Origin of the sequence: Nibrella saemangeumensis, from assembly GCF_039541915.1 — a bacterium.
GTDB classification, from domain to species: domain Bacteria; phylum Bacteroidota; class Bacteroidia; order Cytophagales; family Spirosomataceae; genus Nibrella; species Nibrella saemangeumensis.
This window is the reverse complement of record NZ_BAABHD010000010.1, coordinates 75066-93444: the sequence shown is the minus strand read 5'-3', so window position 1 is coordinate 93444 and position 18379 is coordinate 75066. Positions and strand designations below refer to the sequence as shown.

At 52.7% G+C, this 18379-nt stretch carries 16 protein-coding genes and 1 pseudogene; 6 read left to right on the top strand and 11 right to left on the bottom strand.

Going from position 1 to position 18379, the window contains the following annotated elements; all coding sequences use genetic code 11:
- Positions 1-238: 238 nt before the first annotated feature.
- From rfbA to galE, 3 genes are all read right to left on the bottom strand, one after another.
- Positions 239-1099 (bottom strand): glucose-1-phosphate thymidylyltransferase RfbA, encoded by an 861-nt coding sequence (gene rfbA / locus ABD949_RS04900; RefSeq protein WP_345241177.1) that lies wholly within the window; start codon positions 1097-1099, stop codon positions 239-241.
- Positions 1100-1208: 109 nt separating this feature from the next.
- Positions 1209-2270 (bottom strand): dTDP-glucose 4,6-dehydratase, encoded by a 1062-nt coding sequence (rfbB, locus tag ABD949_RS04895; RefSeq protein ID WP_345241176.1) that lies wholly within the window; start codon positions 2268-2270, stop codon positions 1209-1211.
- Between the two features lie 103 nt (positions 2271-2373).
- Positions 2374-3411, bottom strand: a complete 1038-nt coding sequence (gene galE, locus ABD949_RS04890) for a UDP-glucose 4-epimerase GalE (protein WP_345241174.1) — start codon at positions 3409-3411, stop codon at positions 2374-2376.
- 149 nt (positions 3412-3560) lie between these two features.
- Here galE and ABD949_RS04885 point away from each other — a divergent pair, with 149 nt between their 5' ends.
- Positions 3561-4439: a transglutaminase-like domain-containing protein gene (locus ABD949_RS04885; protein WP_345241172.1), complete on the top strand. Its 879-nt coding sequence runs from the start codon at positions 3561-3563 to the stop codon at positions 4437-4439.
- Between the two features lie 89 nt (positions 4440-4528).
- Here the strand turns inward: ABD949_RS04885 and ABD949_RS04880 are convergent, their stop codons facing one another.
- Entirely contained in the window at positions 4529-5173 is a 645-nt protein-coding gene (locus tag ABD949_RS04880) for a 4'-phosphopantetheinyl transferase family protein (RefSeq protein ID WP_345241170.1), read from the bottom strand.
- Between the two features lie 55 nt (positions 5174-5228).
- Between ABD949_RS04880 and ABD949_RS04875 the strand changes: the two genes are divergently transcribed.
- From ABD949_RS04875 to folB, 3 genes and pseudogenes are all read left to right on the top strand, one after another.
- Positions 5229-6143 carry a WD40 repeat domain-containing protein gene (locus tag ABD949_RS04875; protein WP_345241168.1) on the top strand — a complete coding sequence of 305 codons (915 nt, stop codon included), beginning with the start codon at positions 5229-5231 and terminating at the stop codon, positions 6141-6143.
- A 110-nt stretch (positions 6144-6253) separates the two neighbouring features.
- Positions 6254-7183: a DivIVA domain-containing protein gene (locus tag ABD949_RS04870; RefSeq protein WP_345241166.1), complete on the top strand. Its 930-nt coding sequence runs from the start codon at positions 6254-6256 to the stop codon at positions 7181-7183.
- Positions 7183-7570, top strand: a pseudogene (gene folB, locus ABD949_RS04865) (dihydroneopterin aldolase). The gene ABD949_RS04870 and the pseudogene folB overlap by 1 nt, the downstream one beginning before the upstream one ends.
- 51 nt (positions 7571-7621) lie before the next feature.
- Here the strand turns inward: folB and ABD949_RS04860 are convergent.
- Positions 7622-8605 carry a YihY/virulence factor BrkB family protein gene (locus ABD949_RS04860; protein WP_345241164.1) on the bottom strand — a complete coding sequence of 328 codons (984 nt, stop codon included), beginning with the start codon at positions 8603-8605 and terminating at the stop codon, positions 7622-7624.
- Between the two features lie 167 nt (positions 8606-8772).
- Positions 8773-9627: a 5-dehydro-4-deoxy-D-glucuronate isomerase gene (gene kduI / locus ABD949_RS04855; RefSeq protein WP_345241162.1), complete on the bottom strand. Its 855-nt coding sequence runs from the start codon at positions 9625-9627 to the stop codon at positions 8773-8775.
- A 118-nt stretch (positions 9628-9745) separates the two neighbouring features.
- Between kduI and ABD949_RS04850 the strand changes: the two genes are divergently transcribed.
- Positions 9746-10300 (top strand): DUF2911 domain-containing protein, encoded by a 555-nt coding sequence (locus ABD949_RS04850; protein ID WP_345241161.1) that lies wholly within the window; start codon positions 9746-9748, stop codon positions 10298-10300.
- A gap of 654 nt (positions 10301-10954) precedes the next feature.
- Here the strand turns inward: ABD949_RS04850 and ABD949_RS04845 are convergent.
- Entirely contained in the window at positions 10955-12760 is a 1806-nt protein-coding gene (locus tag ABD949_RS04845) for an IPT/TIG domain-containing protein (protein ID WP_345241159.1), read from the bottom strand.
- A 126-nt stretch (positions 12761-12886) separates the two neighbouring features.
- Here ABD949_RS04845 and ABD949_RS04840 point away from each other — a divergent pair, with 126 nt between their 5' ends.
- Positions 12887-14413, top strand: a complete 1527-nt coding sequence (locus ABD949_RS04840) for a P-loop NTPase family protein (RefSeq protein ID WP_345241157.1) — start codon at positions 12887-12889, stop codon at positions 14411-14413.
- A 77-nt stretch (positions 14414-14490) separates the two neighbouring features.
- On the opposite strand, the gene ABD949_RS04835 is transcribed toward ABD949_RS04840, so the two are convergent.
- The 4 genes from ABD949_RS04835 to ABD949_RS04820 form a co-directional block, all read right to left on the bottom strand.
- Positions 14491-14811: a heavy metal-binding domain-containing protein gene (locus ABD949_RS04835; RefSeq protein ID WP_345241155.1), complete on the bottom strand. Its 321-nt coding sequence runs from the start codon at positions 14809-14811 to the stop codon at positions 14491-14493.
- Between the two features lie 200 nt (positions 14812-15011).
- The gene (locus ABD949_RS04830) at positions 15012-16625 is read right to left on the bottom strand and encodes a sensor histidine kinase (RefSeq protein WP_345241153.1); all 1614 of its coding nucleotides are present in this window, start codon (positions 16623-16625) and stop codon (positions 15012-15014) included.
- 12 nt (positions 16626-16637) lie between these two features.
- On the bottom strand, positions 16638-17435 hold the full coding sequence (locus tag ABD949_RS04825; protein ID WP_345241150.1) for an alpha/beta fold hydrolase: 798 nt from the start codon (positions 17433-17435) through the stop codon (positions 16638-16640).
- Between the two features lie 216 nt (positions 17436-17651).
- Complete coding sequence (locus tag ABD949_RS04820) at positions 17652-18329, bottom strand: uracil-DNA glycosylase family protein (protein ID WP_345241148.1); 678 nt, start codon at positions 18327-18329, stop codon at positions 17652-17654.
- Between the last annotated feature and the right edge of the window lie 50 nt (positions 18330-18379).

The following is an 18379-nucleotide window of genomic DNA, read 5'->3' as shown; positions in this document are numbered from 1 at the left end:
CACTTACCCCAGGCATGAAAACATTTGGATACCTTACCTGGTTATGGTTGCGGCATTAATGAGTAAACCTTTTCTACTTAGTCTCAGCGGCAGCAACCAGCTTATATAATGATGCGGTGCTGCCGCTGTTTTGTTGGGAGTGGGAAGGAGTTAAGAACCGGCAGAAGCCGCATCGGCAACCCGGCCATTGGCACGTACCAGCGGCCGGGTTGCCGATGCTCAGGGCTGGTCCATTCTGTTACCTCAACAGATTCAGCAAATATTGCCCGTACCCGCTCTTCACCAGTGGCTGGGCAATCTCGGTGAGTTGCTCCCCATTAATGAAGTCCATCCGGTAAGCTACCTCTTCAATACAGCCAATCTTCAGCCCCTGACGCTCTTCGATCACCTGCACAAACTGGCCGGCCTGCATTAGGGAGGTAAACGTACCTGTATCCAGCCAGGCCGTTCCCCGGTCCAGAATGCTTACTTTCAATTGTTTTCTTTCCAGATACTCCTTGTTTACATCAGTAATCTCGTATTCACCCCGTGGGCTGGGAGCCAGATCACGGGCAATATCGACTACCTGATTATCGTAGAAGTACAGGCCCGGCACAGCATAGTTAGACTTCGGCTTTTTGGGTTTCTCTTCAATGGAGAGCACGTTCATCCCGTGGTCAAACTCCACAACTCCGTAGCGTTCGGGGTCCTGCACGTGATAAGCATATACTACCCCGCCAACTGGGTCATAATTGCCCTGGAGCAGTTCAGACATACCCGAGCCGTAGAAGATGTTATCGCCCAGAATTAGCGCGACTTTATCGGAACCAATAAACTTGCGGCCAATCACAAAGGCCTGCGCCAGTCCGTTCGGTTCCGGTTGCACGGCGTAGGAGAACGAGCAACCCAGCCGGGAACCGTCGCCCAGCAGTTTCTCGAAACTAGGTAGATCGTGGGGGGTCGATATAATCAGAATTTCGCGGATACCGGCCAGCATCAGCGTCGACAACGGATAATAAATCATCGGCTTGTCGTACACCGGCATGAGTTGTTTACTGACGGCCAGTGTCAGCGGATGCAGTCGCGTGCCGGAGCCCCCGGCGAGAATGATACCTTTCATATCTCTGAATGGTTGAATGCTTGAATGGTTGAATGATTGAATTGATACGTAAGCCAGGCATCTATGTGTTCTATTCAGTCATTCAACCATTCAACCATTCAATCGATAGTTATCGGTTTGCGTACATGTCTTCGTAATACTTCTGATACGTGCCAGAGGTGACGTTGTCGAGCCACTCCTGGTTGGCCAGGAACCAGTCGACGGTTTTTTCCAGCCCTTCCTCAAACTGAACGGATGGTTGCCAGCCCAGTTCGTTCATGATCTTGTGGGCGTCAATGGCATAACGCAGGTCGTGACCGGCCCGGTCAGTTACGTATGTGATCAGTTGGGCGGAGGTACCTTCCGGACGGTCCAGTTTGCGGTCCATAATGCCACAGAGCAAATGGACCAGGTCGATGTTTCGCCATTCGTTGAAGCCTCCGATGTTGTAGGTCTCGCCCAGCCGGCCGTTGTGGTAGATCACATCAATGGCGCGGGCGTGGTCGATAACATACAGCCAGTCACGGACGTTTTCACCTTTACCGTACACCGGCAACGGCTTATTGTTCCGGATGTTGTGGATCATCAGCGGGATCAGCTTCTCCGGAAAATGATTGGGGCCGTAATTGTTGGAACAGTTCGACAGCACCACCGGCAGGCCATAGGTATTACCATAGGCCCGGACAAAATGGTCGGAGGCTGCCTTGGAAGCCGAGTATGGCGACTGCGGATCGTAGGGAGTCTCTTCCGTAAAGAATTCGTCGGGATTGTGCAGTGAGCCATACACCTCGTCGGTCGAGATGTGATAGAAGCGCTTGCCCTCGAAACCGCCCGACTGGCTCCAGCTGGTTTTGGCAGCATTCAGCAGGTTTACCGTACCAACCACGTTTGTCAGCACAAACGACATAGGGTCGGTGATGGAGCGATCGACGTGCGACTCGGCTGCCAGGTGAACCACCCCGTCGAACTGCATTTCGGCAAACATCGACTCCAGAAAAGAAGCATCGGTAATATCCCCCCGCACAAAGGTGTAATTCGGAGATTTTTCAATGTCGCGAAGGTTTGCCAGGTTACCGGCATACGTCAATTTATCCAGGTTGTAAATCTGATACTCTGGATATTTTGTCACAAATAACCGAACAACGTGGGAGCCGATGAAGCCGGCTCCGCCGGTAATTAGAATCTTTTTCATAAATCGTTTTAGGTTTCAGCCGGGCGGCCGGTGCCGTTCCAGGTTTCAAGTTTCAATTCCGATTAGGCCAGTTTCAACATGGAACTTGAAACAATAACCTAAACTAGTTACTCAATTTCTTTTGCCACGCCCACGCGTCGCGCAGGGCATCGGCCAGGGAGCGCTGTGTCTGCCAGCCCATGTCCTGATTGGCCTTGTCGACTGTGGCGTAAATCTGCTCAACATCACCCGGCCGGCGAGGCCCAATCGTGTAGTTGACCTTTATCTGATTCACCTCCTCGAACGTACGAATCAGCTCCAGAACAGTAGCACCGTGACCAGTACCGATATTATAAACGTCATACAGATTATCTGTGTTAGTCTGATTGAGCAACCGCAAAGCGCTGACGTGAGCGTCGGCCAGGTCCATGACGTGAATAAAGTCACGTATACAGGTACCGTCAGGGGTATTGTAGTCGGAGCCAAACACCGTCAGTTGCTCCCGTAGTCCGGCCGCTGTTTGGGTAATATAAGGCACTAGGTTACCCGGCACTCCGCGGGGTAACTCACCAATCTGCGCGGAGGGGTGAGCGCCAATGGGGTTAAAATAACGTAGCGAGAATGCCTTGATGGGCATCTTAGCCAGTACCACATCCCGGATAATATCTTCGCAGATCGCTTTGGTATTGCCGTAGGGTGATTGCGCCGGCAACCGGGGAGTCTCTTCCGTCACGGGTAAGGTCTCGGGCTGCCCATACACCGTGCAGGACGACGAAAACACCAGGTTCTGCACATTATACTGCGGCATCAGTTCCAGCAGCAGCATAGTCGAATCCAGGTTATTTCGGTAATACATCAGGGGTTTCTGCACCGATTCGCCAACGGCCTTGTAGGCGGCAAAGTGAATAACGCCGGTCAGCTGCTCCTTCCCGAAAATCTCCGCCATGGCCGCAGCGTCGTTGCAGTCGGCATGGTAGCAGGTAACGTCGCGGCCCAGAATGTTTCGCAGGCCATCGAGCACAGCCGGCTCCGAGTTCGAAAAATTATCAACTATAATGGGCTCAAAACCGGCCTCGACCAGCGCCACCACCGTATGGGAGCCGATGAACCCCGCTCCGCCGGTAACCAGAATTTTTTGGGTTGAACTATCTGTAGATACCAAATCGTTTTTTTGCTAAATTTTGTTGTTACTTGCAGAGAGGCCTTCCGCAAAATGGCTTGCGGAAGGCGGACAAAAGTATAAAATTCGGTATCTTTCTGAAAACACTATTTATTCTGGGGGACACCGACCCATTTCCTGAAAACAACACGATGAACGATAGCGAAATCAAAGCTTTAATATCCCTGCTCGACGACGAAGATCAGGAGGTAGTGCAGCACGTAGAGAAACGCATCCGCCAGATTGGTGGCCAAATGATTCCTTATCTCGAAAGTGAGTGGGAAGGCAGTTTCAACGCAGGCTTACAAAAACGAATTGAAGAACTCATTCATGATCTTCAGTACCAGTCGGTGCTGGAGCGGATGCAGACTTGGAAAAACGGCGGGGCCATGGACCTGCTGGAAGGACTTTGGGTGGTGGCAACCTACCAGTACCCCGATTTGTCGCTCGACAAGCTGCGGCAGGACCTGGAACAGTTGTATTACGAAGTCTGGCTGGAGGTAAAAACAGACATGCACCCCGTTGATCAGGTGCGGGCGCTCAACAACGTTTTTTTCAACAAACTGAAGTTTGCGGCCAACACCAAGCATTTCCATTCGCCGGCCAATTCAATGATCAACCAGGTGCTGGAGACACGCCGGGGGAATCCCATCTCATTGTGCGTGATCTATATGCTTGTCGCTAATAAGATCGGGTTGCCTATCTATGGCGTTAACCTTCCGAACCTGTTTGTGCTAACCTATAAAGCACCCGCCGGTGTGCAGTTTTACATTAACGTGTTCAACCGGGGGCTGGTTTTCTCCAAGAACGACATCGACCACTACATTGCCCAGTTGAACCTGAAGCAGGCCGATATGTTTTATCAGCCCTGCTCCAACCTGGACATCATCCGCCGGATGCTGCGCAACCTGACGCTCTCGTTTGAAAAGAACAGCGATGCCGAACGGGTCAAAGAAGTGGAGCGGATTCTGGACTCCATTAAAGACGACGAAGATACGCTGCCGCTGTCGGATTATTCGAATAAGAGCTAAAAGTGAAAGAGCGAAAGCGTGAAAGAGTGGGCTGCGCAGGCTGAATTGGCGAAGCTACTCACTCTTTCACGCTCTCGCTCTTTCACCTTTTAAAACGCCACGGCCAACAGCCCCGGCCCGGTAGTGCGGCAACAGATGGTGAGCTTTTCTTCGTGATCGGGCAAACGGACGTGGCCGTTAAGCTGCGTGGCCCCGTCGGCGAAGGGCTCGATGATGAGGTGTTCGCGAAAGGTCAGTTGCCGCTTGCCATACAGTTTATACAAAGCCTCTTTGGCGCACCAGTAGACCGCCAGCCGCATCAGGTCCTGTCCGGCATGGGCTGTTTCAACTTCCGACAATACTCTGGGCACTACTCGTACAAACTGCTCCCGTATAGGTTCAATATCGATACCAACCGGCCGGCTGGCGTGCCAGACCACAGCCGCCCAGCCCGCTGTATGCGTCAGCGAGATATGACCGGCATTAAAGTCTGCGGGAGCAATCAGGTGGGGTTTGCCAAATTCATCTTTGTACAGGCCCGCATAAGTCAGTCCCTGACTCTCCGCCAGCAGCCGCATGGCCGCCCGGCAGGCCATCCACTCTACCCGTTGAGCCGGATGCGTAATGCCGCCCAGATCAGCCCATTCCGGTTCTGTCAGTGGCAGTCCGATCCGCAGACTCTCTTCATCTTCCTCAATTTTCCACAAAAGGGCGGTGCATTCCGAATTAAAGGGAAAGGCTGTGTACTGAGGCATTTTGGCGTAAAAAACTATTTTTGTCCCGAAATTACCAATTTACTGTTGCTCATCCATGCAGGTGCGAAAGATAGATACCTTCGGCGGACACCGCGATTGTGTATATTCCCTCGAAAGCGGTGCCACGCCCGAAACCTTTTTTTCGGCCGGAGCTGACGGACTGGTGGTCCGCTGGCGGCTCGACCGCCCCGACCTGGGGGATCTGGTGGCCCGGGTACCGGCATCAGTCTACGCTCTGGCGTTCGACCCTGCGAGTGGCTGGCTGTGGATCGGGCAGAATTACGAAGGCATCCATGTGATTGATCCCAACCAGAAGAAGGAGATGCGCTCCCTGAAAATTACCTCGGCAGCCATATTCGACATCCAGGTGTACCGGCAGACGGCCTACATAGCCTTGTCAGATGGCGTTGTAGCCCAGGTGGATACCAGTGAGTTTGCGGTTCGGCGTCACCTGAAAGCGTCCGACAAGAGCGCCCGCAGCATCAGCATCAATCCCGTAGAGCGTGAACTGGCGGTGGGCTACAGTGACCATACCGTCCGGATCTTTGACCTGGAAACAAACACGCTCAAACATACCCTCACGACACATACCAACTCCGTCTTTACGGTGCGGTATTCACCGGATTTCCGGTGCCTGCTCACCGCCGGCCGCGATGCCCACCTGAAAGTGTGGGATGCAGAAGCCGGCTATACCCTGGTCCACGATGTAGTGGCCCATATGTTTGCCATCAACCACGTCACATATAGTCCGGATGGTCGGTGGCTGGCCACGGCCAGTATGGATAAAGCCATTAAGATCTGGGATGCGGCCACCCTGCGGCTCCTGAAAGTAGTGGACCGCGCCCGCCATGCCGGGCATGGTACATCGGTCAACAAACTGCTGTGGACGAGCCATCAGAACCAGCTCATTTCTGCCAGCGACGATCGAACCATCTCGCTTTGGGACGTTACAGAAGCTGGTTTTCACTAAATGAATGGGTCAGGAAGTGGAATTTCCGGCCATTTTGTTGCTTTTTCCAATTAAAGGCTGTTACTTTTCCACATTTCGAGGCCAAGCAGGCACCAAAACGGAACGTTCGTATGAAAATAACACCCATCGAAATTCGTCAGCATACATTCGAGAAGGGCTTACGGGGATATAGATCAGAAGAGGTTGACGCTTTTTTAAACTCTTTATCGCAAGAGTGGGAACGGATTATCAGCGAAAATAAAATGCTTAAAATGCAGCTTGAACTGGCCGAAAAAGAGCTCAACAAGCTGAAAGAAGTCGAACTGATCCTGTTTAAAACGCTCAAGACTGCCGAAGATACCAGCAGTCAGATTACCGAACAGGCCAACCGGGCGGCCGAGCAGTATCTGGGCGAATCGCGGCAAAAGGCCGATGAAGTTCTGGCCGAAGCCCGAAAAAAATCGGCTATTCTGGTGCAGGATGCCGAAAATCAGGCCCGGTACATTAAGGAAAATATCCTGAACGACCTGAAGTCCATCGAAAGTGACTTTAAAGCGATGGAGCGTTACAAGGAAAACCTGATGGTGCAGATCCAAACCCTGGCCAATAATGCCTTGGACAGCGTCGACCGGTTCGAAAAGAAATACGCCAAACAATCGGTAAAAAGCAAAATTGACGAAGTAGCCTCCCAAATAGAAGTTGCCCCGCCTAACACCGATACCCCGGCCGACGCAGCCGACAGCCAGCCGGCAACGCCCGCCATTGACCAGACCGGCCCCCTGACCGAGCAGGAAGAAACCGCGCCGGTTGAAGCAGAATCGTCGCCGGAGATTACGGCCGGCGTTACCGAAGCGGTAGAACAGCAAACCCACTCAGCATCTGTGCCAACGAATAACCCGCCGGTCGATGCACCGGCAGATCCGGAGAGACAGCCTGTGCCAGCCGCCGAACCGGTTGTAATAGAAGAGCCGGCTCCCAGCGGACAACCGGAGCGTGTGCCTATGGAGGCTCAGGCTGGTCAGCCGAAAAAGAATGGCGGTTCGTTTTTCGATCAGTTTTAGTGGGAACCATCACGCTGGAGGGCCTCGAATTTTTCGCCTACCACGGCTTTTATGACGAGGAGCAGAAAATTGGCAACAAGTATTCGGTAGACATCACCGTCACCACTGACTTTTCGGAAGCCGCCCGGAAAGACCGGCTGAGTGCGACAGTTAACTACGAAGAGCTATACCGCATTGCCGCCACCGCCATGCAGCGCCCGGCCCGGCTGCTGGAACACATCGCCCATTCAATCANCGGCCCGGCTGCTGGAACACATCGCCCATTCAATCATTGAAGAGATTCGCACACGTTACCCCCACGTGCAGTCGGTGGAAGTGAGCGTATCGAAATTTAATCCGCCCGTTGGCGGAGTCTGCCAACGGGCCGTGGTCCGATTAACTGGTTGATCGGTTAACTGGTTCATTGGTTGGCTGGTAACCAATGAACCAGTTAACCGATCAACCAGCCACAGGGGCTTTCTTCTCTTTATCAGAACCGGTGTTCTGATTCGGTAGCTTACTAACCTCCAGTTCTTTTTCGTGCTGCTCGACATAAACGGCATAATCGGCCGGTGCAATCTTTACGCCAAAATGGCTGGCGTAGGCCTGGGTGAACTCGGCTCCAAAGTACAAAATGGCAGCCGTATAATAGATCCAGACCAGCAAGACCATCAGCGACCCGGCCGCTCCGTATGTTGACTCGGTGCCGGTGGTCTGAATATAAAGACCTATCAGGTAACGGCCCACCAGAAAGAGCATGGCCGTGAAAAAGGCTCCCCACTTTACATCCGTCCAGGCGATCTTAACGTCTGGCAGGAATTTAAAGATGATGCCGAAGAGGACGGCAATAACGCCAAAGCTGATAACGAGGTTGATTCCATTGACCAGCCAGACGGTGATGTCCGGTAGGACGCGGGTAAGCATATCACTTAGCGCCAGCACCATGCTGTTCACAACCAGCGAAACGACCAGCAGAAAGCCTAAGCTGATAACCAGTGACGACGACAGCAGCCGGTCTTTAAGCATTTTCAACCAGCCACGCTTCGGTTTTGCCTTTACCTTCCAGATCATGTTGATGGAGTCCTGGATCTCGATGAAGACCGTAGTGGCACCTACCAGAAGGGTTACCATACCGGTGACCAGCGCCGTGGTGGTATTGCCGGAGAGCCGGACATTTTTGATCATCTCCTGAATCTGTTTGGCGGCATTATCGCCGACCAATTCATTGATCTCGCCAAAAATCTGGCCCTGTATTGCTTCTTCTCCGAAAAACAAACTAGCCAGCGACATCAGCAGCACCAGCAGCGGAGCGATCGAAAATACGGTATAATAGGCCAGGGCCGCACTGAGCTTCAGCGCCCGGTCTTCCATAAACCCATTCCCGGACGCTTTCAGCAGCACCCAGGTATCGCCGAGAAATTTCTTGATTGAAGAGCCATTCATAACGTACGTATAGTTAAGAATTCAATTTCTTCTCAGAATGATATTCCCTGTTAACTACTACGATACGCCGGAAATGTTCGCACAGACTTTAAAATCAATTCGTTTTTGGTTCGGTGTTTAATGGCTCATGTTTAGGTGGCGCTCAGCTTAACACATGAAACCCAAACCTATCGTAAAGCCGGAATGGGGCAGAAATCCATATCGCTATAGTCCAGGTTTTCGCCGGCCATACCCCAGATAAAGGTGTAGTTCGATGTGCCCGCACCTGAGTGAATAGACCAGTTGGGTGAAATTACGGCCTGCTCGTTCTGCATCCAGATGTGGCGGGTCTCCTGCGGCTGGCCCATAAAATGACAAACCGCCTGCCCCTCGGGTACTTCAAAGTAAAAGTACACCTCCATCCGGCGGTCGTGGGTGTGCGCCGGCATGGTATTCCACACACTGCCGGATTTTAGCTCCGTCATGCCCATCTGAAGCTGGCAGGTTGGCAGTACGCTATTGACCAGAAGCTTATTGATGACGCGGTGATTGGCCGTTTCCATGCTGCCCAACTCTACAATCTCCGCCTGCTCACGGGCTACTTTACGGGTGGGATATGTTGCGTGAGCCGGTGTTGAGTTCAGATAGAATTTCGCCGGAGCGTTACCGTCGGTGGATACAAACTGGATAACCTGAGTACCTTTGCCGATGTAGAGAGCCTCTTTGTAAGCAAGCTCAAACGTTTCGCCGTCGGCAATGACCTGTCCGGCTCCGCCTACATTGATAATGCCTAGTTCCCGACGCTCCAGAAAGAAACTGGCTTTGAGGTTTTCGGGAGTCTCCAGCGTAACCGGACCGGCTACCGGCATAACGCCCCCGGTCAGGTATCGGTCGAAGAAGGTAAGTACCCAGCGGGTTTGGTCTGCGATAAACAGGTTGTCGATCAGAAAATTACGCCGGAGCGTATCGGTATCCATCTGTTGCACCTCATTAGGTGAGGTAGCATACCGGCTTTCAAACGAGTGGTTGATGGTTGTATTCATGATTGATTCTTATTATTAAACACAATAGGCAACCAGCGGCTGCCTATACTTATTTGTGGTAAAAATAATTGCCGGTTCCTTATATTAGGCGGTTGCTTACTCTTAACCCAACAACCTTATGCAACAAACACGCTGGTTCTTTTTCTTACTGGTACTAATTACGGTAGACCTTCAGGCTCAGGACTTTCGCGGGACCGATAAAAGCCCGATGGATATGGCCTATTACCCCGACAACTTCGCCCATGACCGCAAAGGCAATGACAAAGCCCTGGTGCGGGTTATTTACAGCCGACCGGCCAAAAATAATCGCGAAGTGTTCGGAAAACTAATTCCATACGGTAAAGTATGGCGAACCGGAGCCAATGAAGCTACAGAAATCAAGTTTTATCAGGACGCTACCATTGGGGGTAAAAAGGTGAAAGCGGGCACCTACTCGTTATTTACCATTCCGGGCGAAAACGAATGGACAATCATCCTGAACTCAGATTTAGATTACTGGGGCGCTTATTCTTACAAACAGGAAAATGACGTACTGCGCGTGACCGCACCCGTCAAAAAATCGGGCACACCGCTTGAAAACCTCTCCATTCAATTTGCCAAAGCTAACGGTAACGATACCGTTATGCGGCTCGGCTGGGACACAACCGTAGTGGAAATTCCTGTCTCTTTTTAACAGAATCAGGTCTCCGGTAGTGCCGGAGACCTGATTCTGTTCTTCTCGTCCGCGACTGTTTCGTGACGAACAGGGCGAACCGGCTCCAACAGGTCCGTTGCCGAAATCGACATTTGGGATTATAATGGCGGACTATCTCAGGCTTATTCGTACGTTATGTCAATAACTCGTTTGCCATTTATATCCGGGTTTCCAATTGATAGTCTAGTGATTTCTTTACCTGATAACTGCCTTTTGACATACCGCACACTTTTTGTTGTTCGTCCGTTGACTACATACGTAATGGTTCCTTTCGGGTAATCAAATAAGTTTATTGCTTTTTTTATCCTTGTGGTACCCTCCGGAGAATCAACGATCTCCTCAGCCGACAGGCGCTTTATACGAATGGGCTCATGACTTGGCTGAGCCTCACTCCGTCTTTGGGCTTGCGCCATTGAGGTATGGCCTAGTAAAATGTAAGCGATCAGGCATATACAAAATTCAACACTTTTCATATTGATCATCGTTTACAGCTAAGATAAATTATAGGGTTCATTGGTTGGAATAGCAGCGCGTTTTGTACGCAGAAATGAATCAACCATTTCTGCATAAAGTCACGTGGTCTGCACGAACCTATTCTGACGGTAAAAAAACAAAAAGCCGAGTAAGAACAGATTATTCCACCGTAAAGCTACTGGTGGTACACACGCTGCCCGCATCGGTGGTGAGGCAGATGGTGCCGGTGAGCGCGTCGGCCGGCACAGTTACGATCAGCGCATTACCGGCCTGCCGGAATTTAGCCGCAGTTGATTTTCCACCGCCGAACCGGATATCTTTTACAGCCGTCAGGTTTTGCCCCGTCAGCGTAACCTCATCACCGGCTTTGCCCGTTTTTGGGGTAAACTCCAGCGCCGACGGCAGCCGCAGAACCGTAAAGGATTCCGGCGTCGTGGTCGTTTCACCAGATTCGTTGGTGACGGTAAGCGGCCCCGTTTGGGCATCAGCGGGCACTTTCACCCAAAGTTCAGTCTCTTCATTGCGGCCATCAGCTATTGCGGCCGTCCGGCTACCCGTAAAGAAAACGCTGGCGTCCTGCAGGTAATTACCCTTGATGATTACCCGACCGCCCACCATCGTACTGCTGGTAAAGCTGGTCACCACTGCTTTCTGCACCACCGTCAGACTGCGCGTAGTGGTAGCGGTACCGGCGCGATTGGTCACGGCAACGAGCCCGGTAGTGGCATCGACGGGTACGGTCACCCGGACCTCGGTGCCTTCGGTACGCCGGACAATCATGGCCGTTTTACCATTCACCGTTACGTCAGTAATGCGATGGAGGTTCTGGCCGGTAATCACGACCTCTTTACCCCGGCCAGTGCGGGAGGGAGTAAACACAAGACTGGCGGGTATCTGAATGAACAGAAACGCCTGCTGGCTCGTGGTACTGCCACCGATCCCACTGACGGTTACCGGTACCTCGCCCACCTGACTCCGCTCGGGTACGGTTACGTCCAGTTGTGTGTCACTCAATACCTTAAACACGGCAGTTAGTGTACCAAAAGAGACATTGGTCACATCCCGCAGATTCTGACCTGTAAGCGTTAGTTTATCCCCGGCGATCCCTTCAGTTATGCTTAGGCCATTGGCGTTAATTACAGGGGCGGCTACAATAAAGAGCGTATCGGCGCTGGTAGCCTGCACCCGCTCAAATACCGTTATGGAGATCTTACCGGTAGTCGCAGTGGTCGGGATCACCGTGCGGATCTCGGTATCCCGAACCTGCGTCTGGTCTTTGTCTGTAAGTTGGCCATTGATACGCACAACGCCATCCAGCAGGTTCCGGCCCTGAATGACCAGTTCGGTACCGGTTTTGGCACGTTTGGGGGTGAAGCTGGTAACCTCCGGCGTACCAGTCACGATAAATTCACCGGTACTGCTACCCCCCTCGGTGTCGACGGTAACCGTCACGGGGCCACGAGGTATAGTAGCCGGTACCGTCACTACAACTTCCTGCGGAGAAGTCGGCGTAATCTCGCTGACCGGTACCTCTCCGAATCGAATGCTTTTTACTTTATCCAGAAAGTCGCCTGTCAGCGTTACCCGGCTTCCCGGCAGCCCGTTGACCGGCACAACCGACGCCAGCACCGGCTTGGGCTGCAAGATGATAAAAGGCAGCGGATCAGACACCCCGTTAGTGTTGGTAACCCGTACCTGCGTTGGCCCGGCGGCTAACCGGGGCACTATGGCTTTGATGGTCTGCTCATCGTGGCTTCGGATATCGGCCGTTACAAAACTCCCCGACTGCCCAAGAGTTACGGTTGGGTTAGAACCAAACTGAGCCCCTTTGAGCGTAAATTCTTCACCTACCGCAGCCTGGTTGGGAAACAACTGCCATAACTCAGGCAGCGTTTTTTGAACCTGACAACTCTGAAGGCTAATCAAAAGAAGAACAAGAAAAAAAGCGGGTATACGACTATTCATAACGTCGGATTTCGGATCCGGTACAAACTGATATCTGACAAAAATAGCCAATTTAAAAGTCATAAAACCATTTATGCATAAACCCTGTTATCCGACAAATTACCCATCCTTTCAATTCGCGAGTTAATGAGCTACCACAGCCTGAAAGCAAACCATTTATTGAAGCTTAAAACCCTGGGTGACCTTAAAGCCGCCGGTTATCAGCCACGTTCAATCAAGCAGGAGTTACGGGAAAATCTGATACAAAAAATTCGGGATAAGGAAGTCGTCTTTCCGGGTATCTGGGGGTACGAAGATACGGTTATTCCGGATGTTGAACGCGCCATTTTATCCATGCATCATATCAACCTGCTCGGCTTACGCGGGCAGGCCAAAACGCGTATCGCCCGGTTGATGATCAATCTGCTGGACGAGTATATTCCCGTGGTCGCCGGATCGGAACTGAACGATGACCCTCTGCATCCGCTGTCGCGCTACGCCCACGATCTGATCGCGGAAAAAGGCGACGACACACCCATTGCCTGGCTCCACCGCGACGACCGCTATACCGAAAAGCTGGCTACACCCGATGTATCAGTGGCCGACCTGATCGGCGACGTTGACCCGATCAAAGCGGCCACGCTGAAGCTGCCCTACTCTGATGAGCGGACGATCCACTTCGGCCTGATACCCCGCTCACACCGCTGTATTTTTGTGATCAACGAATTACCGGATCTCCAGGCCCGCATCCAGGTGTCGCTGTTCAACATTCTGCAGGAGGGCGATATTCAGATCCGGGGCTTTAAGCTGCGCCTGCCGCTGGACATTCAGTTTGTGTTTACCGCCAACCCGGAGGACTATACGAACCGGGGCAGCATTGTAACACCCCTGAAAGACCGGATCGACAGTCAGATTGTTACCCACTATCCGAAATCCATCGAGATCGGCAAGAAAATCACGCAGCAGGAAGCGGTTATCAAGACCGAGCAGAAAGGGCTGGTTAAAACCAACGACCTCATCGCCGACCTGATCGAGCAGGTGGCCTTTGAAGCCCGCGAGAGCGAATATGTCGACTCCAAGAGTGGTGTATCGGCCCGGATGACCATTTCGGCCTTTGAGAATATGCTATCGTCGGCGGAGCGCCGGGCGCTGCTGAACGGCGAGAAAGAAACGTACGTGCGGATTGCCGATTTGTACGGCGCGGTACCGGCCATTTGCGGCAAGGTGGAACTGGTATACGAAGGGGAGGTAGAAGGCCCCGTCATTGTGGCTCAGAATCTGATCGGCAAAGCCATCCGCAACCAGTTCCTACAGTACTTCCCGAATCCGGAGAAGGCCAAGAAAGACAAGCGGGGTAATCCTTACAAAAAAATATCGGACTGGTTCGGAGACGGGAACACCATCGACATTCTGAACGAACTGAGCAACCGCGATTACGAAAACCGGCTGCGCACCATCGACGGTCTGGATGATGTGATCGATCAGTTTCACACCCGGCTCAGCCGCCAGGAAAGAATCTTTATGATGGAGTTCGCCCTGCACGGCCTGGCCGAGCACTCACTCATCGGCAAAAAAGCCATGGACACCGGCCAGCAGTTCAAAGATCTCCTGGGCTCCATGTTCAGTCCCGGCAGCCGCTTTGAAGAGGAAGATGATGACGATGATAAGTTTTAAGTAGGCAGTGTGCAGTAGGCAGAAAATAAAGCCACCAGTGGGCCGCCAAACTCTGCCTACTGCTAACTGCCTACTGTTTACTCAACCACCACGGCCGTGCCGTTGCAGCTCACCATAAGCATGGAGCCGTTGCCGCCGATGGTTTCGTAATCCAGATCAACGCCGATGATCGCGTTGGCCCCCAGGCGGTGGGCCTGGTCCATCATTTCTTTAATGGCAATACTTTTGGCTTCGCGGAGGCCCTGCTCATAAGCACCTGAACGGCCGCCCACAACATCCCGGATGCCGGCCAGGAAATCCTTAACAAAGTTGGCTCCGATAATGGCTTCGCCGTTTACCAGGCCAATGTACTTTCTGATGCTCTTTCCCTCAATGTTTGATGTAGTTGTTATCAGCATAGTTAGTCGTGTTCACTGCGTACCGATTTCAGCGCGCTGTTATGAGCAAGCGCAGAGAATTCGCAAAGGTCGCAGAGTTTTTAATACTTACAAATACTTACGGACAGGCGGTCGGTTCTCAGGAGCGCACCGCAAAATCCTGTATCCGGGCGGGCCGGAAACCCCGCCGGCCGGCTGAAACGAAAACCGGGGAACGATACTTAAACTGGTGTAAAAACATCGTTTGGGTTGTTCTTCCGGATGAAGTGACTGGGGAATGCCAGCCGGAATGTCGTCCCCTCTCCTACTACGCTTTCGACCTCAATGGTGGCTCCCAGCTTTTCGGTCAGGGACTTCACGATAGATAAGCCAAGGCCCGACGAACTTTCGTTATTGGTCGGCTGCGCTGAGAGCCGCTGAAACCGTTTGAATAATCTGGGCATATCGTCCGGCCCGATACCGGGTCCTTCGTCGCGGACGGCGATATAAAGTTGGCCCTGTTTAAGGTAGCTGTTGACAAATATATTTTTGCCGAACAGCGAGAATTTCAGCGCGTTGCTGATCAGATTATCCAGGATTCGCACCAGCGATTCGGGATCGGTATGCAGCATAACCGCTTCATCGGGAGCGTTCAGGTGCAGCTTTATCTGCTTTTGGCGGGCCTGCGCTTCAAAACCATCCACGACTACCTCCAGCAGATCATTCAGCTCCATATCCATCGTATGCACCGGCTCGGTAGACGAGATGAGCTTGTTATAAAATACGATGCTGTCGATCAGCGTGGCCCCGCGCTTCACGGTTTTCAGGCCATAATTGATGTTATCCTGCTGCTCGGCGTTGAGGGATCCGAGCATGGGTAGAAAATCGAAGACAAAGCTGATGGTTGCCAGCGGAGATTTCAGGTCGTGGGCAATGACACCGATCAGGTTTTCTATTTCGCTTTTAGCGTCGGCCAGCTGCTCATTTTGCCGGACCAGCAACCGGCGCTGTTCGTCTAGCTGGCTGTAGAGTTGATAGAGCTCCGACACATCGTTAAACAGCCAGATACGGCCTTTGAAGTAACTGGTCCGGATCGGCTTCGTCAGCACGCTCAGTACCTTGTCGGCAAAGGTCCATATCCACTCTTTTGTCACAAACCGGGAGTCCATCAGCAACTGCCCGGCCGCTTCGTTGATGTCGGTCTGGTTGGTGGCCTGGTTGCGGAGCCGCATCATACCGGCCGATACGGCAGCCGCCATGGGGCGCAGGTTATCGGCTTCCAGATCCAGCAGTTCAATCGCCGACTGGTTTACCCAAGCCGTATTATCGTCTTCGTTAATGCGGATAATCGCTTGCGGAATAGTGGCAAACAAAAACTCGTATTGCTGCTCCAGATTCAGACGGCTGACTTCAAGCCGGAAAATAGTCACCTTGTCGCCGAGCATCCGGAGCGCCATCTCCACATCGGCAGCGCCCGGTTCGGTCGTTTGCCGCCAGGCGAGCAGGATCCATCCTTTCAGGGAATCGGTCACCACGCGCAGGCCGGCTACCTGCACATAAGGACCCAATAGCGTTTTGATCGGCCGGCGGGGGGTAAAGTCCGGCTCCATAAAAAAGTCGGTCGTTTCGGTCAGTTCCGCCAGTTGCGTCGGATTTATGGAGGTAGGGACCGGTATGACCGGATGCACGTACGACACGTCGGCCGTCCACTCATCGCGTTCGCGGAGCATATAGCAGCTGTCGGCCTGCGTATACGCCTTCACCAGTGTAACATACGCATGCACCGTTTCGAGCGCGGTAGTAGACCTGCCTGGCGCTACCCGGTAAAACTGCTGTTGAAACTGCCTCCACTCCATAGCCGGTTCGGTTCAGTTCAGAAATGGTCTGATTGTTCGTACAACTTCCCCGGCATCGCTGATGTGCGGAAAATGGCCTTCGGAATCAATAAATGCCAGGCAGGAATCCGGAATATGGTCGTGCAGGTAATGCGTAGCCTGCGGGGACACCGCTATATCGTGATTGCCCTGGATCAGCAGCGTAGGCTGCCGTAGCTTTTCTATATCGGTCCGGTGGTCGGAGTAAAAGATCACCCTGGCCGTAGCCAGCGCGACATCGGGTCGCATGGCCGACAAGGTTCTGGCAAAAGCCAGCGCCAGGTGAGGGCGGTTGGCGTTCTGCATGGTCAAATGAGCAAAGCCGCTGGCCCACGCATGATAGTTGCTATCCATCTGCTCAAAAATCCCTTCCAGCGTTTCGGCATCAAAGCCGCCGGTATATCCGGTGTCATTGACGTAACGCGGTGATGCATTTAACAACACCATGCGCGAAAACCAATCCGGCTCCTCAATGGCGGCCAGGATGCCGGTCATACCCCCTACCGAATGACCTAAGAAAATCACATTCCGGAGCTGAAGTTCGTCCATAATATCCAGCAGATCCTCGGCAAAGACCGGTAACCGGTTGTATTTGCGCGGGTCAAAATAGCGGACGGTCTGCTCATTGGCCCCAACCATATCAAACAGGATTAGCCGGTAATCGTCGGCAAACGCCTGCGCCACCTCAGCCCAGGCCGTCTGGTCGGTGCCGAATCCGTGGGCAAATAAGATGGTTTGGCTGGCGGCCGGATTGCCGGTTATCCGCACATTATTTCGTTCAGTTACCTTCATCAGGACCGGTTAGCTATGATGGCAGACAGTTAGGGGCTATTAGCCCCGGATTGCTGTACTTAGACGGACGTTTGCGTAAAAAGTATCAGTATGGATCTGACTCCCGTAAAAGGTTCGTATACGGCAGGTTTGCAGCCGGCAAGCCATGCCTTTAATCGGTTTTTAATGCCAACTTAGGAAAATCATTCCGCTTCTGCAAAACCTATCCCCCTGGTCTTACATACAATCGGCCAGCGTTTGGATGTATTGCTCCACGTAGGCATCGGCTTCCCGGCTGCGGTACTGCAGAATGTATCGGGGGTGGTCCAGGGTAACGATCCTGTCAAAGAAGCGCTGCTGATCATTCAGCCGCTGCAGGTAGACCTCATTTTTCCGGCCCAGGCATACGGCTACCCGGCGGTCACAGCCAAAACCAATCTGCTGACGCACCGTCTCCGTAATAAACGGCCACAGGGCTGTTGTAAGCCCGCGGTCGTCGTAAAAATTGTAATTCTTACCCTGTTTCACCAACGCCAGCGGGTACAGGGAGGTCAGAAAAAACCGGCCGTAAAAAGCGGCCGGACCGCCAAACGCATCGACTACCCGGTAAATAAACCGGCTCGATAACTCGGGGGTAGGCGGCAGCCGGTTATCGATGCCGCAGTGGTTGATCAGCGCCTGGGGTGTGGTGAATGATATGCCCGTAACGCCAGCGCCAAAACGGCCCGGATTAATACCCAGCACATACACGCGTGGCTGGTGGTCACTGAAGTACTTTGTAAAGAACGTTTGGACGATTGTCTGCACCTCCGGCTGCCGGTACGGATTCAGCACCGATATGCCCGGCGGCAGATCGCCCGGATCGGAAAGGTTTAGGTAATAGCGGATGGCCAGATCGGCAAAAGTGAGCGTCATGTATTTAAAACGTTTCAGGGCGTAAAAAGTACAGTTCACCGGATGCAAAT

Excerpts from the sequence above, each read along its gene's own strand:
- ABD949_RS04825 (WP_345241150.1), bottom strand. The coding sequence starts at position 17,435 with ATGAAGGTAACTGAACGAAATAATGTGCGGATAACCGGCAATCCGGCC.
- ABD949_RS04860 (WP_345241164.1), bottom strand. The coding sequence starts at position 8,605 with ATGAATGGCTCTTCAATCAAGAAATTTCTCGGCGATACCTGGGTGCTG.
- ABD949_RS04875 (WP_345241168.1), top strand. The coding sequence starts at position 5,229 with ATGCAGGTGCGAAAGATAGATACCTTCGGCGGACACCGCGATTGTGTA.
- ABD949_RS04850 (WP_345241161.1), top strand. The coding sequence starts at position 9,746 with ATGCAACAAACACGCTGGTTCTTTTTCTTACTGGTACTAATTACGGTA.
- kduI (WP_345241162.1), bottom strand. The coding sequence starts at position 9,627 with ATGAATACAACCATCAACCACTCGTTTGAAAGCCGGTATGCTACCTCA.
- ABD949_RS04820 (WP_345241148.1), bottom strand. The coding sequence starts at position 18,329 with ATGACGCTCACTTTTGCCGATCTGGCCATCCGCTATTACCTAAACCTT.
- rfbB (WP_345241176.1), bottom strand. The coding sequence starts at position 2,270 with ATGAAAAAGATTCTAATTACCGGCGGAGCCGGCTTCATCGGCTCCCAC.
- ABD949_RS04880 (WP_345241170.1), bottom strand. The coding sequence starts at position 5,173 with ATGCCTCAGTACACAGCCTTTCCCTTTAATTCGGAATGCACCGCCCTT.
- ABD949_RS04845 (WP_345241159.1), bottom strand. The coding sequence starts at position 12,760 with ATGAATAGTCGTATACCCGCTTTTTTTCTTGTTCTTCTTTTGATTAGC.
- ABD949_RS04885 (WP_345241172.1), top strand. The coding sequence starts at position 3,561 with ATGAACGATAGCGAAATCAAAGCTTTAATATCCCTGCTCGACGACGAA.
- rfbA (WP_345241177.1), bottom strand. The coding sequence starts at position 1,099 with ATGAAAGGTATCATTCTCGCCGGGGGCTCCGGCACGCGACTGCATCCG.
- ABD949_RS04830 (WP_345241153.1), bottom strand. The coding sequence starts at position 16,625 with ATGGAGTGGAGGCAGTTTCAACAGCAGTTTTACCGGGTAGCGCCAGGC.
- ABD949_RS04870 (WP_345241166.1), top strand. The coding sequence starts at position 6,254 with ATGAAAATAACACCCATCGAAATTCGTCAGCATACATTCGAGAAGGGC.
- ABD949_RS04840 (WP_345241157.1), top strand. The coding sequence starts at position 12,887 with ATGAGCTACCACAGCCTGAAAGCAAACCATTTATTGAAGCTTAAAACC.
- ABD949_RS04835 (WP_345241155.1), bottom strand. The coding sequence starts at position 14,811 with ATGCTGATAACAACTACATCAAACATTGAGGGAAAGAGCATCAGAAAG.